Genomic DNA, 14790 nt, shown 5'->3' with positions numbered 1-14790 from the left:
GGGCGTTCAATCCGTCCCCGCCTTCGTTCGCAGCCGTCATCCGCGACTCGGCGCAGACCCCAGCATGGCGCAATCGTTGCGAGTTGACAACCGATGCATGAGCGGGTCATCAGGCAGCCGGCCCAACCCGGGTAGCCGCGGGTTTGCCGAGTTGATCAGCCCCGACCCGGATGGTACCCAGCACGGATCATGGCCGGTGGGCACACACTGCATTCCGTGATTGATGGCTCGACGCATCGGGCACCGAAACGGTTGTGGCGGTCGGCCGTCGGGACGTTGAGCAATCGGTTGCGGTCAGTGCTGAGCACCATCGCGTCCCACGGTGGTCGTTACCGGCGTCAGCTATCCGCGCCTGCACCGGACAGTCACCGTGACACCTCGGACTGAAGGGAAATTCCGTCAGCGCCATCGGCGATGCACTTGCCGCCGCCGGATCAATGGCCTGGCAGATGCTCTGTGCATTGATCTTCGGGGGCGCCCTGTCGGCGGTGATCCAGGCCGTGGTCCGCATATCGACCATCGTGCGATTTGAAGGGCGACACCGGACCGGGCACCCTGGCCACCGCTGCCGGCCTGGGCGCCGCCTCGTCGTCCTATTCCTCTGCCGCGGTCGCGCTCGCCCGGTCCTTGTTCCGTAGAGGCGCGGACTTCACCGCGGCCATGGCATTCGAGATCGCCTCCACCAACCTGGTCATCGAGCTCGGCGTGATCCTGGCCCTGCTGCTGGGTCGGCAGTTCACCCGCTCAGTTCGTCGGCGGACCGTTGATGATCGCTTTCGTGGACCTGCTGTTCCGCTTCTTCCTGCGGGAACGGCTGGTGCGGTCGGCGCGCGGACAATCCGATCGGGGTCTGGCCGGGGCGGTGGAAGGCCACGCCGCGATGGACATGTCGATCCAGCAGGACGGTTCGTTCGCCCGCCGCCTGTTCTCCGGGCCCGGATACACCGCGGTCGCGGACGTGTTCGTCATGGAATGGGCGGCCATCGCACGGGACCTGATCATTGGGCTGCTGATCGCCGGCGCGATGGCGGCCTGGGTGCCCGCCGACTTCTGCAGCAGCACTGCGAGGCCGGTCGCCGACCCAGCCCGCCGCGCGGGCGAGGCCGGCACCGCACCGGCTCAACCCTGCGGCACTCCTCGTCGTCGGAAGCCAACCGCCGCGGCCACGCCAAGGGCAGCCGCAATGGTGCCCAGGACGATGAGCGGCAGCGCCTCGACGGTGCCCAGCGGGGGGTCACCGGCGTGCGTCGTGGGAGACAGGTCGAGGACCCACCCGGCCAGCTGGAGGCCGGGCCCGAGGAAGGCGACGAAGGCGACGAAGGCGACGAACGTCCAGGCCGCGGGGAATGCCCGGGGCCGCAGGCCGAAGATCGCCAGGGCGACCCCGCCGACGACCAACTCGGCCGGCAGGTAGGCGAATCCCGCCCCGACGACGCTACCCAGGTGCACCGCCGTCCCCATCGACCACGCCGTCCCTGCCGCCAGCACGACCGAGGTGACCACCACCATCAGGGCCAGGCCGGTGGTGATGACCACGCCGTGGGCGGTGAGCCATCGCAGGCGGGACAAGGTGCCGGCCAACCGTGGCTCGAGACGTCCGGCCGTTTCCTCCGCGCGGAGGCTGCCGACGGCCTGGACGGCATACCCGCTGGCGATGATGGCGATGTAGAGCTGGGTGACGGCGACGAACCCGTCCTCGGGTTGCACCCCGGACATCCCGATGGCCTGGGCCATGGCCGGGTTCCCGGCGACGGCGTCGATGAACTGCTGCGCGAGTGCGCCCATCATGACGGCGATGACCAGGGCACCGGCGATCCAGCCCAGCGCCGCGGGGCGGTGGATGGCGGTCGCCAGCCCGAGCGGACTGCGCAACCAGGTCGTCGCCCGCGCCGATCCCGCTCGCCCACCGACAAGCGAGCTACCGAGGTCACGGTGGGCCGCGAGGTGGACGGCCAGCGTGGCGAGCAGTGCGCCGACGGCGAGGGGGACGAGCAGGGTCCACCAGCGCATCGCCCCGAACGGCGCGGCCTTCTCCGCCCAGCCCAGAGGTGAGAGCCAGGTGGACCAGGTCCGGGTGACGTCTCCGACGCCCCGGAGCAGGTAGGCTCCGGCCAGGACAAACAGGCTCCAGGCGTAGACACCCCGGGAATGCAAGGTGAGCTGGGCCAGCAGCGCGGCGAGACCGGCGAAGACGAAGGCCAGGGCGCCGAGGGATGCCGCGTAGAGGATCGATGCAGACGCTGGTACGCCCACGCCGATCAACCCGATGGCAAACACCGCGGCGGTGACGGCGATGGCAGCGGCGGCGACAACCAGCCCGGCCAGCACCGGCACATGGCGCGCGACCCGCCCGCCCAGGACCGCCTCGAGCCGCCCCGCCTCCTCTTCCTGGCGAGTGACCCGGGCGACCAAGCTGATCCCGAGCAGCGGGAGGAGGAACGCAGCGAGGAAGCCGAACTCGTCCTGAATGACGCCGCCGAGACTGTCGATGCCCTCGACCCGGCCGTTGATCGCGACGAGGGCGTCACCGGCGGTCGCGGCCTGGGCGTAGGTGTGAACTTTCTCGGGCGTGCCATCAAGGGCCGCGACCGCCGCCGCCGTGCCGATCATGCCGACGATCAGCGCGATCACCCAGACGAGTGTGCCTCGACGATGCGTCCGCCACTGGACACCGAGCATGGCCCGCAGCCCGGTCGCCTTCATCGGGTCGCTCCCTCCGGTTCGCCGCGCTCGGCACCCAAGGGTCCCGCCGTCCCGTGATAGCTGCGCAGGAAAAGTGCGTCCAGGCTCGGCGGCGTGACGGTGAGGGCGTTAATCCCCGCGGCGTGCAGGCTGCCGACGACCGAATCGAGGTGCTCGGCATCCGTGGTGAATCGGATCTCGACCTGGCCGTCGAGCCGCTCGCAGGAATATTCCGCGACCCCAGGAGCATCGGCGAGGCCCGCCGGCGTGCCGAGGGTGACCGCGTGGACCGTGGTACGGGTGTGCCGTCGCAGCTCGGTCAGGGTCCCGGTCGACACTGTGCGGCCCCGGCGGATGATGCTCACCCGGTCGGCCAGAGCCTCCACCTCGCCGAGGATGTGGCTCGACAGCAGGACGGTGCAGCCCTGCTCACGGCGCTCACGAACGACCTCCTGGAATGCCTGTTCCATCAGTGGGTCCAACCCGGAGGTGGGTTCATCGAGAATGAACAGTTGGGCGTCCGTGGCGAGCGCGGCGATCAGGGCAACCTTCTGCCGGTTCCCCTTGGAATAGTCGCGGACACGCTTGGTCGGGTCGAGTTCGAAGCGCTCGATGAGGGCCTGCCGGCGTGTCTCGTCCAGACCGCCTTGAGTCGCGCCGAGAACGTCGAGGCACTGGCCCCCGGTGAGGCCGGGCCAGAGCGCGACGTCGCCGGCGACATACGCGAGCCGTTCGTGCAGGGTCGCGGCCTCGTGCCACGGGTCGCCGCCGAAAAGTTCGACATGACCGCCGCTGGCGCGGATGAGGCCGAGGATCACCCGGATGGTCGTCGACTTGCCCGCTCCGTTGGGACCGAGGAAACCGTGAACTTCACCGGGCGCCACCTCGAGGTCGAGGCCGTCCAGAGCGCGGACCGGGCCGAAGGTCTTGGTCAGCCCCTCGATGCGGATGATGGGTCGGGTCGGGCTCACGGTCTGCTCCTTTCGACGGGTTGCTCATTTCGACGGGGTTGCGCAGAACGCGCTTCGGCGAGAGTCGATCGAGTGCCCACCGTGGCCCCGCCGATCGACCGGGCCGAGCAGCTCGGCACAGCGATGACCATCCGGAGGCGCCCCCATGGTCAGCCGGCCTCGCGCCGGTTGGCCCGTGCGTTGCGGACGGCCCGGGTGGTCAGCAGGTCGTAGACGGGTTCACTGCGCATCGTCATCGCGACCAGCATCGCCACCGCACAGGCCCCGAGTGTCGGGGCGAGCAGAGTGGTCGATCCGGTCATCTCCGACGCAAGCACGATCCCGGTGACCGGCGCGCGGACGCTCGCAGTGAAGAACGCAGCCATCCCGATCAGCGCCAGGCCGGCCGCCTCGGGCGCGTGGGGGTCCAGCTGGTCGGCGACGATGCCAACGGCAAGTCCCAGATGGCTGCCCAGGACGAGCATCGGCGCGAAGAGCCCACCCGGCGTCAGCGCGGCGTAGGACACGACGCCGAGCACGATCCGGACCGCCAGCACCCCGAGCACGACGCCGAGGGTGCCCTGGCCCAGCAGGGCCGACTGGGTGAGGTTGCCGCCGGAGCCGACCAGCCATGGTGCGAACCATGCAATCGCGCCGATGCCCACTCCGATGCCGCCGGCCCGGATCTCGACCGGGATCCGGCTGGTGTCGGCCAGCCGCAGTCCGCCCATGACCAGTGCGTTGTAGCCGACGCCGAGCACCCCGCACAGCAGGCCGACCAGCAGGACCCAGGGTGCCTGCCCGAAGGACGGGGGTCGGAATGCGATCGTGTCAAGCTCGGAGCCGGACTCACCGAGCAGCAGATGGGCGGAGGCGAATCCACTGGCGGTGGCGATGAGAGTGGCCAGCGTGGTGCGCGGTTCGAAGCGCTTGACCAGCTCCTCCAGCACGAACACGCCGCCGGCGATCGGGGCGCTGAACGCGGTCGCCAGGCCGGCCGCGGCGCCCCCGGCGACGAGGATTTGCAGGTGTTCACGCGACGACCGGGTGAGCCGAGCGACGATGATCGCGGCGTTGCCACCCATCTGCACGGAAGGTCCTTCCCGGCCCAGGGCGAGCCCGGCCCCGATGGACAGCAGGCCACCGACATACTTGATGGGCAGGATCCGGGCCGATCCGGGCTCCGTCCGCCCCTCGATCACGGCTTCGACCCGCGGGATGCCGCTCCCCTCGGCGTGCGGCTCCACCCGGTGCACCAGGCTTGCCGCCAGCGCCGTCGCCCCGCCGCAGACCGCCAACACCAGCGAGATTCCCCACCAGTGCAGATGTCCCCAGGCGATCAGCTCGTCCCGCAGCCGCGACGCGTCGGTGAGCAGCACCCGGAAGCTGGCGGCGGCCAGTCCGGTGATCGCCCCGACGACGCTCGCGCCGACCGCGAGTCGGCCCAGGTCAGGTACCGTCCCGGGTTCCCGGATCCGCGACCACGACTCGCGCAGCCAACGGCGCGCGCGGCCAGGAGGTGCAGTGGACATATCGAGCATTATGCAATCAATGCGGTATGCGGGTAAATGGGGAGTGACCGATACTGGTGTGATGACGCGTGCACGGACGGACGATCTGGTGACGGCACTGCTGACGGCTTCCCGGGCGCTGGTCGGCGTCTCGGCGACATCTCTGGCCGCCGTCGAGGAGACCGTGACGTTGACCCAATTCCGGACCCTGGTGCTGCTCTCACAGTATGGGGACACGACCATCGTCAAAATGGCCGAGCGGCTCGGGGTGAACCCGTCGTCGGCGCAGCGGCAGGTGGACAAGCTGGTGCGGATGGGCATGGCCACCCGCACCGAGAACCCCGCCGACCGCCGGGAACTGATGGTTGCCCTGGCCCCGGCGGGGCGGGCCGTCGTCAACACCGTGACCACCAAGCGAAGGCAGGCTCTGGCTCGGATAGTCAGGAAGATGGACCCGACGGACGCCGCTCACCTCACCGACGCGTTGCTGGCCTTCGCGGCGGCCTCTGGCGAGCCGGTGGTCGACGACGCCGTTCGCCTGGGCTGGTAGGCGCTGGTGGGCCGGCAAGTGGCTGCACCTCAACAATAGGGACGTTCGAGGCCCGGTGGCGCACTCGCGATGTGGATCATGATCAGTCCGCTGACCGTGACGTCCCTGGCAATGCAATCGGGTAGCCGGCGGCGACCCGATGCTCGGTGCTTCCGGGACCCCGGCCGTCGCCGCGGTTGCCACGTTCGTGGCGGGAGCCTTCTGGAGCTTTGCCCTGTGGTGGATTGCCGCGGCCACCGTCGTCGCCTGGCACACCGGACGAACAGCCATGACCCGGACAGCGGCTGACTGGGGTTTCGACTTTCCCTCCGCTGCCATGATGTTCGCCACGGTCACCCTGGCTCGAAAATGACGATCGTGGGTGGTCGAGGCCAGTCGGGTTCGCGCTAGGAATCCAGCTGGCACTCGTTTGGGTGGCCGTCCTGATCGGCACCGTTCGTGGGCTCCGCCGCCCCTGGGTTGACCTCGCCTGCCCGCCGGCTTGTCTGCCGGGAAATTCCGGTGCCGTGGCGTGTTCCACGCCACGGTCGACGTCGTTCAACGTGCGAGGCAGGCGGCCGCGACGTTGCTGAAAACCTCAGGTCGTCAACGGCTGGGCCGACTGCCGATCGGGGTGCAGCCGGGTCAACCGGGCGCCCAGGGCGATGAAGCCGGCGCCGAAGATCACGAACGCGACGACATCGACGACCGGCAACCCTGCGATGTCGGCGGCCAGATGGACGAAGGCGCCGAGCGGGAGGAGCACGGCCATCGGCCACCGGGCGAACCCCGAGCGCAACACGGCGACGCAGACGACGACCGGGCCGGGACACGACGACCGAGCAGACCGTCACCGCGACGGTGCCAGCCCCGCAGGCGGCGTACCGCACCACCGGGATGCGGGTGCTGCGCTCGGAGTGGATCAAGACCCGATCGTTGCGCTCGACGTGGATCGCCGTCGCCGCGATCGGGCTGGTGGTCGTGGGATTCGGCGTGCTCGGCCGGGCCGGCCGCGACCGCTCCGGGATGCACCCGCGGCGGTCGCCGCCGGCCGCCGGCACGGCCTGCGGCTGGGCCGGGTCCCACACGGCCCATCTTGATCAGGTGTTGCGGGCCACCGACCTGGTCGTCGCGGTCTGCGACAACGCTCACGAGAATCTCGACCCCCACCTTCCCCGTCTGCACTGGTCGATACCGGATCCGGTCCGGGTCGGCATCGACGAGGCGTTCGACGCCGCCTACGACCAGATCAATCGCCGCATCCACCTGCTCGTCGATGCCACCCCGGCGGGACCCGCCAACGAATCGAGGATCCTGCCGTGAGCAGTCCGACCTGGGAATCCCTGTCCCTGGACCAGACCGTGGCGCTCCGGCAGGCCGCGAACCGGCTGGCCGGCGAGTTCGACGGCGTCTTTGGAGCCGAGACGCCATCGGTTCCGGTACTTCTCGTACGACCAGTTCGCCGGCCGGGCCACCGTGGCCAAGTTCCTGCCGTTGATGGGCGAACGGTTCGCCCGGCAACAACTCAGGGCGCAAGCGGTACGAGGACTGGCCGGTCACGACCCGGCCGGGCAGGACCTGGACACCGTCCGCCGGATCCGGGACGACGTGGAACGCCGCGTCCGCGCCCTGCTCGACGAGCTGCACCTACCCGTGCCGGTGGGATCGGGTCAGCGGGGTCCGGCCATGCGGAAGTAGGCGCCGACGGCGCGGTCCCGGGCGCCGGCCGCCCGGCACGTCGTGTCACAGACCTGGACCCGGCCGCGGGCTTCGTCGAACCGGACGACGGGCCGATCGATGATCGCGACTCGCAGCCGGGCCAGCATCCTGCTCATGACGAACACTCCGATCGCTCAGTCGGTCTGGACCGGTTTGGTGGCGCGGACGATCGCCGCGTGCATCCCCGGGGCCGCCTCGTGGGTGAACGTCACCTCGGCGTCGACGAAGCCGGCCGCGGCCAACCCGCTGAGGTACTCGGTCCGGGACAGGGCGCCGGCGATGCAGCCGACGTAGGAGCCGCGGTCGGCGCGGTCCGCCGCCGACAGCTCATCCTCGGCGACCACGTCGGAGATGCCGATCCGGCCGCCCGGCGTCAGCACCCGGAACATCTGAGCCATCACCGCCGGCTTGTCCACGGACAGGTTGATCACGCAGTTGGAGATCACGACGTCCACCGCCCCGTCGGGCAGCGGGATGTCCTCGATGTGCCCCTTGACGAACTCGACATTGCCGGCGCCGGCCCGGGCCGCGTTCGCCCGGGCGAGCTCGAGCATCTCGTCGGTCATGTCCAGCCCGTAGGCGAACCCGGTGCCGCCGACCCGCTTCGCCGACAACAGCACGTCGATCCCGCCACCCGACCCCAGGTCCAGGACTCGTTCCCCTTCCCGCAGTTCGGCCACCGCCAGCGGATTGCCGCACCCCAGGCTGGCCAGCACCGCCTCCGGCGGCAACTGCGAGGTCTGACCCGGCTCGTACAGGCCGGCACCGAACGGCGCGTCGACGTCGTCGAGCACCGTCGACCCAGCGCTGGCCCCGCACCCACCGCCGCAGCAGTCCGCCGCCGTACCCGCCCCGCCGGCCTCGGTCACGGTCAGCGCCGCCCGCGCGTACCGATCCCGCACCTGGTCCCGTAGACCTTCATCCACCGTCATCCCGTCTCCTCCAAATCAGATCGACAAGCATCGATGCGTCGAGGATGCATCACGCATCGACGCATGTCAATACGTGTGGCAGGATGGGCTTGTGGCCGCCATCCGAACCCGTCCGGTCCTGCCGCTGACCGATCTCGCGGCCTGCTGCAGCCCGTCCACCGGGCAGGTCCTCGATCAGATCGATGCCGAGCGGCTCGCCGGCGTGCTCAAAGCGCTGGCCGAACCGAATCGGCTGCGGTTGGTCTCGATGATCGCGGCCAACGCCGCCACCGGTGCGAGCTGCGTGTGCGATCTGATCGAGCCGGTCGGTCTGAGCCAGCCCACCGTGTCGCACCATCTGAAGGTGCTGACCGACTCCGGCCTGCTGGCGCGGGAGCAGCGTGGCAAGTGGGCCTACTACACGCTGGTGCCCGACGCCCTGGCCGCGGTCGCGGCCGCGATCACCCCCGACTGACCGCCTGGACACCGGTGACTTTCGACCCTGGGCGCGCGGAGCGCCTGGGCAGACACTTCAACTGTGATTGCAGCAACGCAGACTGAAACGGGATCGACCCTGAGCGGCGCCGAACTGCTGGCGGTCGCGGCGGACCCCGTCCGGTGGACCGTCCTGCAGCAGCTGTCCACCACCGGCGCCTGCGTCTGCGATCTGCAAGCCAGCATCCCGATCGCGGCGAACCTGCTCAGCTACCACCTCAAGGTGCTGCGCGAAGCCGGTCTGGTCACCACCAGTCGCCGAGGTCGCTGGATCGACTACGCGCTGGCGCCCGGCGCGCTGAACCGGCTCCGCGCCGCGCTCCCGGGCAGAGCGGAAGAGGCCGTGTCGTGATGAGCATCGCCGAACGGATCCCGACCACCCACCGCGGGCAGGCCTTCGCCCTGATCGTCGCCGGTGGGGCCTGGGCCACGACGTACTGGATCAACGGGTGGCTCTGGGATGCACTGCTGTACAACGGCTTCGGCATGGACCCGGATGGCCGGCTGACCGAGACGCTGCACTTCTTCCTGTACGACACGATCAAGATTGCCCTGCTGCTGGTCCTGATCATCTTCATCGTCACGGTGCTGCGGTCGTACATGAGCATCGAACGCACCAGGGCACTGCTCGGCGGCAAACGCGAAGGCGTCGGCAACGTCCTGGCCGCGGGACTCGGCGTGGTCACACCGTTTTGCTCCTGCAGCGCGGTCCCCGCGTTCATCGGGTTCGTCGCGGCCGGGGTGCCCATCGGAGTCACCCTCAGCTTCCTGATCGCCAGCCCGATGGTCAACGAAATCGCCATCGGGATGATCTTCAGCCTCTTCGGATGGCAGGTCACCGCCGTCTACATCGGCGCGGGACTTGTCATCGCGATCACCGCCGGCTGGATCCTCGGCCGGCTCGGCGTGCAGAAATGGGTCGAACCGTTCGTGTTCGAGACAACACTCGGCGGGCAGACCATCGACCCGGCCGCCGGCCTGACTTTCGACCAACGGATCCAAATGGGCGTCGAAGAAGCCGGCCGCATCCTGCGCAAGATCTGGCCGTACCTGCTGGTCGGCATCGGCCTCGGCGCCGTCATCCACGGCTGGGTACCCACCGACTTCTTCACCACCTACGCCGGCCCCGGCAACCCGTTCGGCGTGCTCGTCGCCGTCGCCATCGGTGTCCCGCTGTACTCCAACGCCGCTGGGATCATGCCCCTGGTCGAGGCCCTCTACGACAAGGGCCTGCCCATGGGCACCCTGCTCGCCTTCATGATGGCCGTCGTCGCACTCAGCCTGCCCGAACTCATCCTGCTGCGCCGGGTCCTCAAACCGCCACTGCTCGCGGCGTTCGTCGGTATCACCGCCGCCGGCATCGTCGCCATCGGCTACCTGTTCAACCTCCTGCTCGCCTGACCGCAACCGCCGACCCGGAAGGAAACAACCATGATCATCAAGGTGCTCGGCCCCGGCTGCAACAACTGCAAGAACCTCGAACGCGTCACCCGCCAAGCCATCGACGACCTCGGCATCGACGCCACCATCGACAAGGTCACCGACTACCCGACCATCGCCCGATACGGGGTCCTGTCAACCCCCGCCCTGGTCATCGACGAAAAACTCGTCCTCTCCGGTCGCGTCCCCACCGTCTCGCACGTGCGAGACATCCTCAGCGCCGCCTCGTGAATCGGCGAACGAAATGGCGCCGGCAGGGCCATCAGACCTGAGCTGCCCTATCCAACCCAGCTGGTTCCAGGCGAGCCCTTGTCGCTCGCATGGGGCCGGCCCGGCACGAGAGCACCGCGCCCGCCGGCAGACCGGGTTCGCTTTCACGCGTCTCCAGATGCTGGCGGTGCGTCGCTTCCGTGTCGGACAGATAGGTAGGGAGTGAAGACAACGACAACACAAGACTGAACCACCCAGCGGCGCAAGACGACAGCACCGGTCGGCCTGTCGACGGCGGCCTGAGTGTGCTGATCCGGCTGAACCTGCGGCGGAACGAATTCCGCTGCTGATCTGGGTGCTGAGCATCAGTGGGGTGACCGCGTCGACGTTCTCGGCGATCGCCGCGCTGTACCCGGACCGGGCGCAGCGGGCCGCGTTGGCCTCGTCGATCACCGGGAAACCGGCGTTCCTGGCCTTGCTGGGCCCGGTGGACTCCACCTAGAACTTCCAGGAAATCTCAACTCCCATAGCGGCAATCACCCGCTTCGCGTCCCGCCCTCAGTCGACCCGATCTTTGTCGAGGTGCCATCTGACGTCGTTGAGCTGCATCGTTTCCGTCATCGAGACGGAAACCCGATGGCGGCCCTGGCCGTGGCGTCGCACATCACCAGGGACAACACTCTCCTGCACGAGCGGACATTGATTTCACGGTGTACTCGAACTCCACCGCCCCGATCGAAAGGGTGATCGACGAGTCACCCGCCGCAGCGGGGGCCGGAGATCGTCGTCAGCCCAGGAGTGCGGGGATGCTGCGGGCGGCGGTGTAGAGGCCGACGGCGATGATCAGACCGGCGAACGCGGTCTGCAGGGTCTGCGGTCGGACCTTCGTCACAATCCGGGCCCCGAGCAGGCTGCCGATCACGGCGGCCCCGGTGAACACGGCGATGACGGTCCAGTCGATCTCGATGCCCGAGCCCGCCCGGGCCACCAGGGACGTGGCGCTGTTCATCGCGATGACCAGCAACGATGTACCTACCGCCACCGGCATCGGGAAATCCAGGGCCAGCACAAGCGCCGGCACCACCAGGAAACCGCCGCCCACGCCGAAGAACCCGGTCATCAACCCGACCGCCAGCGCGGCGACGACCACCTTGGCGGCGCGAGGGCAGGCGCAGATGAACCTGGGCTTGAAGGCGATGATCGGCACGTCGAACGGGACCGGCTCGGCCATGCTCGGGCCGCCGCCTCCGGCCGGAACCCGACGGCGGGTGAGCATGATGGCCGCCACGGCCAGCATCAGCACGGAGAACCCGGCGAGCAGCACGTCCGGGGGCACGGCCAGCGACAGCCGGGTGCCGGCGACCGCCCCGGCGGCTCCGACCAGCCCGAAGACCACCCCCTGCAGGATCCGGACGTGCCCGTCGCGGCGGTGGGCGAGCATCCCGAACACCGCGGTGACCCCGACGATGACCAGCGAACCCGTCGTCGCCGCGCGGGTGTCCATCCCGACCAGGTACACCAGCGCCGGGACGGTGAGGATCGATCCGCCGCCGCCGAGCGCGCCCAGGCTCAGGCCGATCAGCGCTCCGGCCAGGATCGCGACGATCACCACCATCGGATCCCTCGCTCACGCACCGGCGGTGACGGGCAGGCCGGCGCCCGCCGCGTTGGTGTAGTCGTCGTCGACGGCGACCACCCGGCGCCCGCGGGCCAGCAGGATCGACGCGGCGATCGAGGCCCGGTAGCCGGCGGCACAGTGCACCCACAGCTCCCCGGCGGGAATCTCGTCGACCCGGCCCAGCAGCTCGTGCAGCGGGATGTGCAGGGCGCCGTCGATGCGCGATTCGGCGCGCTCCAGATTGCGCCGCACGTCCAGGATGGTGACGTGGCGGTGGTGCCGCACCTGGGCCAGGTCGGCGAAGGTGGCCCGCTCGACGGTGCCGAGCGGACCGTCGGTCCACTCCCGGGGTCCGCCGGTGGCCGCGGCGGCGGGCCGGTCGATGCCGATCCGGACCATCTCCCGCTGCGCCTCGGCGACCTGCCCCGCGGTCTCGCCGAGCAGCGTCACCGGCGTCCCCCACGGGATCAGCCAACCCAGGTAGGTCGCGAACGACCCGTCGAGCCCGAAGTTCAGGCTGCCGGGGGCATGACCGGCGGCAAACGCCGTGCGGGTCCGCAGATCGACCAGCCACTCACCCCGCTCCAACCGCCGGCGCAACTGGCGGGCGTCGGCGAGCTCCGGCGGCGACAGATCCGGCGCGGCCGGACCCGCGGCGTTCGCCGGACCCATCGTGGCGTAGTAGGCCGGGAAGGCATCCAGGCCGGCGAGAAGCTCGGCGACGTAGCAATCCTCATCCTGGGTGAGCACCGGGTTGGTGGACTTCTCGACCCCGATCGTGGAGGCGGTGGCCTCGGTCTGGGTGGACGAGCAGAAACTGCCGAACCCGTGGGTCGGCAAGACCTGCGCCTGCTCGGGCAGCTCCGCCGCCAACCGCTGGGCCGACGCGTGCTGGTGATGCGCCAGATCATGGGTGTGGTCCGGGCCGAGCAGGTCCGGCCGCCCGGTCGACCCGAACAACAGCGACCCGCCGGAGAACACCGCGGTCGCGATGCCGTCCTCCTCGAGCACGTAGGACAGGTGGGTGTAGGTGTGGCCGGGAGTGGCCAACACCCGGGTAGGAAGCCCCGGTGACCTCGGCCAGGGCCAGACCGCCGGTGACATAGTCGTTGTGGATGTGGGTCTCGAAGATGTGGGTAATCCGGACCCCGGCGGCACCGGCCAGATTCAGCACCCGGTCGATGTCGCGTTGCGGGTCGATCACCACCGCGACCCGACCGTCATGTACCAGGTAGCTGCGGTCCCCCAACGTCGGCGTCTCGATCGGCACGATCCTCACCCCCGCACCGAGATCCTCTGCGCCCAAGGGGCTCCGGCCGACCTCGTCATCATGCGCCGCCTCCGTCACGGTGGCCCCACTCCCGCGGCCTCGTTCGACCTTCGTCATCACCACGTCGCGCATCCCTCGGCACCCAACCTTCCTGTCATAGATACCCGGTGGGGTATCTTCCTATGAGCAACTGTACGCCGACCGACGGTATTCCCGGGCCGACCACGGATACCCCACCCGGCATCTGCTCGGGGCCGGAAACAATCCGGCCAGCGCTCCCGTTGATACCCCTGCGGGTATAGTTCCAGTCGTGAGAGGATCGTTCTGAGATGGCAATCACTGCGCTGACCGAGAGCACGTTCGAACGGGTCGTGAGGGGCGACGGGATCGTCCTGGTGGACTTCTGGGCCGCCTGGTGCGGGCCGTGCCGGATGTTCGCGCCCGTTTTCGAGCAGGCCGCGACGGCTCACCCGGACATCGTGTTCGGCAAGGTCGACACCGAGACTCAACGGAACCTGGCCGCCGCGGCCGGTATCCGTTCCATTCCCACCCTGATGGCCTTCCGCGACGGTATCCCGGTCTTCTCCCAGCCCGGCGCGCTGCCGGCGAAGTCCCTCGAGCAGCTCATCGCGGCAGTGCGCGCTCTGGACATGGACCAGGTCCGGGCGCAGGTCGCCGCCGCCCAGGCGAAGTCGGCATGACCGGCATCGAGGACGCGATCGAAGCCTCCTACGCGATCGCGGTCACCGTCGACCGGCCGTTCGCCCAGGTGCTCGACGCCACGCGGGAGGCGTTGGCCGCCGAGGGCTTCGGCGTGCTCACCGAGATCGACATGCAGGCCACGCTGATGGCGAAGATCGGTGCCGATATCGCCCCCCAGGTGATCCTGGGGGCTCGCCGGCACCGTGGGCCCACGCCGCGCTGGCTGGCCGAACCGTCCATCGGGCTCCTGCTTCCGTGCAACGTCGTGGTCCGCAGCGTGGAGGGCGACCGCACCCGGGTGGAGACCATCGATCCGGCCATCATGGTCAGCGTCACCGGCACCCCGGCCTGCAGGCGGTGGCCACCGAGGCGCGTAGCCGGCTGACCAACGCACTGCGCTCGCTGCACCAGCCCCCGCGGGCGACCTGACCACCGACCGGCATCACAATAGACCACCAACCGAAGGAGCCACCATGGTCGAGATCGCCCCGGAATCAATGACCCCCGTGATCAACCGGCTACGCCGCGCCCAGGGCCAGATCGGTGGTGTGCTGCGGATGATCGAAGAGGGACGCGACTGTCAGGACATCGTCACCCAGCTCGCCGCGGTCAGCCGGGCGGTGGACCGCGCGGGATTCGCCGTCATCGCCGCCGGCCTCAAACAGTGCCTCGTCGAGTCCGACGGTCAGGACACCCTGGACACCAAGACCATGGAGAAGCTGTTCCTGTCGCTGGCCTGACCGGCCACCACCG

General features: G+C 69.5%; 19 protein-coding genes and 2 pseudogenes. 13 read left to right on the top strand and 8 right to left on the bottom strand.

Annotation, left to right across the window (positions count from 1 at the left end):
• Positions 1 to 437: 437 nt before the first annotated feature.
• Positions 438 to 1060: pseudogene (locus ACILSK_RS11680) on the top strand (permease); the annotation flags it as partial.
• Between the two features lie 59 nt (positions 1061 to 1119).
• Here ACILSK_RS11680 and ACILSK_RS11675 read toward each other — a convergent pair.
• From ACILSK_RS11675 to ACILSK_RS11665, 3 genes are all read right to left on the bottom strand, one after another.
• Positions 1120 to 2703 carry an ABC transporter permease gene (locus ACILSK_RS11675; RefSeq protein ID WP_395727326.1) on the bottom strand — a complete coding sequence of 528 codons (1584 nt, stop codon included), beginning with the start codon at positions 2701 to 2703 and terminating at the stop codon, positions 1120 to 1122.
• Positions 2700 to 3653: an ATP-binding cassette domain-containing protein gene (locus tag ACILSK_RS11670; protein ID WP_395727325.1), complete on the bottom strand. Its 954-nt coding sequence runs from the start codon at positions 3651 to 3653 to the stop codon at positions 2700 to 2702. The genes ACILSK_RS11675 and ACILSK_RS11670 overlap by 4 nt, the downstream gene beginning before the upstream one ends.
• A gap of 149 nt (positions 3654 to 3802) precedes the next feature.
• Positions 3803 to 5164: a ClC family H(+)/Cl(-) exchange transporter gene (locus ACILSK_RS11665; RefSeq protein WP_395727324.1), complete on the bottom strand. Its 1362-nt coding sequence runs from the start codon at positions 5162 to 5164 to the stop codon at positions 3803 to 3805.
• Between the two features lie 61 nt (positions 5165 to 5225).
• Here ACILSK_RS11665 and ACILSK_RS11660 point away from each other — a divergent pair, with 61 nt between their 5' ends.
• Together ACILSK_RS11660 and ACILSK_RS11655 are read left to right on the top strand one after the other, a co-directional pair.
• On the top strand, positions 5226 to 5693 hold the full coding sequence (locus ACILSK_RS11660; protein WP_395727323.1) for a MarR family winged helix-turn-helix transcriptional regulator: 468 nt from the start codon (positions 5226 to 5228) through the stop codon (positions 5691 to 5693).
• Positions 5694 to 5832: 139 nt separating this feature from the next.
• Positions 5833 to 6045 (top strand): hypothetical protein, encoded by a 213-nt coding sequence (locus ACILSK_RS11655; RefSeq protein WP_395727322.1) that lies wholly within the window; start codon positions 5833 to 5835, stop codon positions 6043 to 6045.
• Positions 6046 to 6270: 225 nt separating this feature from the next.
• Here ACILSK_RS11655 and ACILSK_RS11650 read toward each other — a convergent pair whose 3' ends face one another.
• Positions 6271 to 6444 carry a hypothetical protein gene (locus ACILSK_RS11650; RefSeq protein ID WP_395727321.1) on the bottom strand — a complete coding sequence of 58 codons (174 nt, stop codon included), beginning with the start codon at positions 6442 to 6444 and terminating at the stop codon, positions 6271 to 6273.
• A gap of 89 nt (positions 6445 to 6533) precedes the next feature.
• Between ACILSK_RS11650 and ACILSK_RS11645 the strand changes: the two genes are divergently transcribed.
• Together ACILSK_RS11645 and ACILSK_RS11640 are read left to right on the top strand one after the other, a co-directional pair.
• Positions 6534 to 6995, top strand: coding sequence for a low molecular weight phosphatase family protein (locus ACILSK_RS11645; RefSeq protein WP_395727320.1), 462 nt, complete (start codon positions 6534 to 6536; stop codon positions 6993 to 6995).
• A gap of 90 nt (positions 6996 to 7085) precedes the next feature.
• A complete protein-coding gene (locus ACILSK_RS11640; RefSeq protein WP_395727319.1) occupies positions 7086 to 7370 on the top strand; it encodes a hypothetical protein in 285 nt (94 codons plus the stop codon).
• On the opposite strand, the gene ACILSK_RS11635 is transcribed toward ACILSK_RS11640, so the two are convergent.
• Both ACILSK_RS11635 and arsM read right to left on the bottom strand, forming a co-directional pair.
• A complete protein-coding gene (locus ACILSK_RS11635; RefSeq protein ID WP_395727318.1) occupies positions 7343 to 7507 on the bottom strand; it encodes a hypothetical protein in 165 nt (54 codons plus the stop codon). The genes ACILSK_RS11640 and ACILSK_RS11635 overlap by 28 nt on opposite strands.
• An 18-nt stretch (positions 7508 to 7525) precedes the next feature.
• Positions 7526 to 8323, bottom strand: coding sequence for an arsenite methyltransferase (arsM, locus tag ACILSK_RS11630; RefSeq protein ID WP_395727317.1), 798 nt, complete (start codon positions 8321 to 8323; stop codon positions 7526 to 7528).
• Between the two features lie 91 nt (positions 8324 to 8414).
• Here arsM and ACILSK_RS11625 point away from each other — a divergent pair, with 91 nt between their 5' ends.
• From ACILSK_RS11625 to ACILSK_RS11605, 5 genes are all read left to right on the top strand, one after another.
• Positions 8415 to 8777, top strand: a complete 363-nt coding sequence (locus ACILSK_RS11625) for an ArsR/SmtB family transcription factor (RefSeq protein ID WP_395727316.1) — start codon at positions 8415 to 8417, stop codon at positions 8775 to 8777.
• 63 nt (positions 8778 to 8840) lie between these two features.
• Positions 8841 to 9149: an ArsR/SmtB family transcription factor gene (locus ACILSK_RS11620; protein WP_395727315.1), complete on the top strand. Its 309-nt coding sequence runs from the start codon at positions 8841 to 8843 to the stop codon at positions 9147 to 9149.
• On the top strand, positions 9149 to 10198 hold the full coding sequence (locus tag ACILSK_RS11615) for a permease (protein WP_395727314.1): 1050 nt from the start codon (positions 9149 to 9151) through the stop codon (positions 10196 to 10198). The genes ACILSK_RS11620 and ACILSK_RS11615 overlap by 1 nt, the downstream gene beginning before the upstream one ends.
• Positions 10199 to 10228: 30 nt before the next feature.
• Complete coding sequence (locus tag ACILSK_RS11610; protein WP_395727313.1) at positions 10229 to 10468, top strand: thioredoxin family protein; 240 nt, start codon at positions 10229 to 10231, stop codon at positions 10466 to 10468.
• A 352-nt stretch (positions 10469 to 10820) separates the two neighbouring features.
• Entirely contained in the window at positions 10821 to 10949 is a 129-nt protein-coding gene (locus ACILSK_RS11605) for a hypothetical protein (RefSeq protein WP_395727312.1), read from the top strand.
• Positions 10950 to 11234: 285 nt separating this feature from the next.
• On the opposite strand, the gene ACILSK_RS11600 is transcribed toward ACILSK_RS11605, so the two are convergent.
• On the bottom strand, positions 11235 to 12062 hold the full coding sequence (locus tag ACILSK_RS11600) for a sulfite exporter TauE/SafE family protein (protein ID WP_395727311.1): 828 nt from the start codon (positions 12060 to 12062) through the stop codon (positions 11235 to 11237).
• Positions 12063 to 12074: 12 nt separating this feature from the next.
• Positions 12075 to 13467, bottom strand: a pseudogene (locus ACILSK_RS11595) (rhodanese-like domain-containing protein).
• A gap of 197 nt (positions 13468 to 13664) precedes the next feature.
• Here ACILSK_RS11595 and trxA point away from each other — a divergent pair.
• The 3 genes from trxA (at position 13665) to ACILSK_RS11580 (ending at position 14777) form a co-directional block, all read left to right on the top strand.
• Positions 13665 to 14036, top strand: a complete 372-nt coding sequence (gene trxA, locus ACILSK_RS11590; protein WP_395727310.1) for a thioredoxin — start codon at positions 13665 to 13667, stop codon at positions 14034 to 14036.
• Positions 14033 to 14422 (top strand): DUF302 domain-containing protein, encoded by a 390-nt coding sequence (locus ACILSK_RS11585; protein ID WP_395727309.1) that lies wholly within the window; start codon positions 14033 to 14035, stop codon positions 14420 to 14422. The genes trxA and ACILSK_RS11585 overlap by 4 nt, the downstream gene beginning before the upstream one ends.
• Positions 14423 to 14510: 88 nt before the next feature.
• Entirely contained in the window at positions 14511 to 14777 is a 267-nt protein-coding gene (locus tag ACILSK_RS11580) for a metal-sensitive transcriptional regulator (protein ID WP_395727308.1), read from the top strand.
• The last annotated feature ends 13 nt before the right edge of the window (positions 14778 to 14790 follow it).

Origin of the sequence: Nakamurella sp., assembly GCF_044224575.1 — a bacterium.
Taxonomy (GTDB): domain Bacteria; phylum Actinomycetota; class Actinomycetes; order Mycobacteriales; family Nakamurellaceae; genus Nakamurella.
Note: the sequence above shows the minus strand (reverse complement) of the source record. Positions and strands in the feature narration are given on the sequence as shown.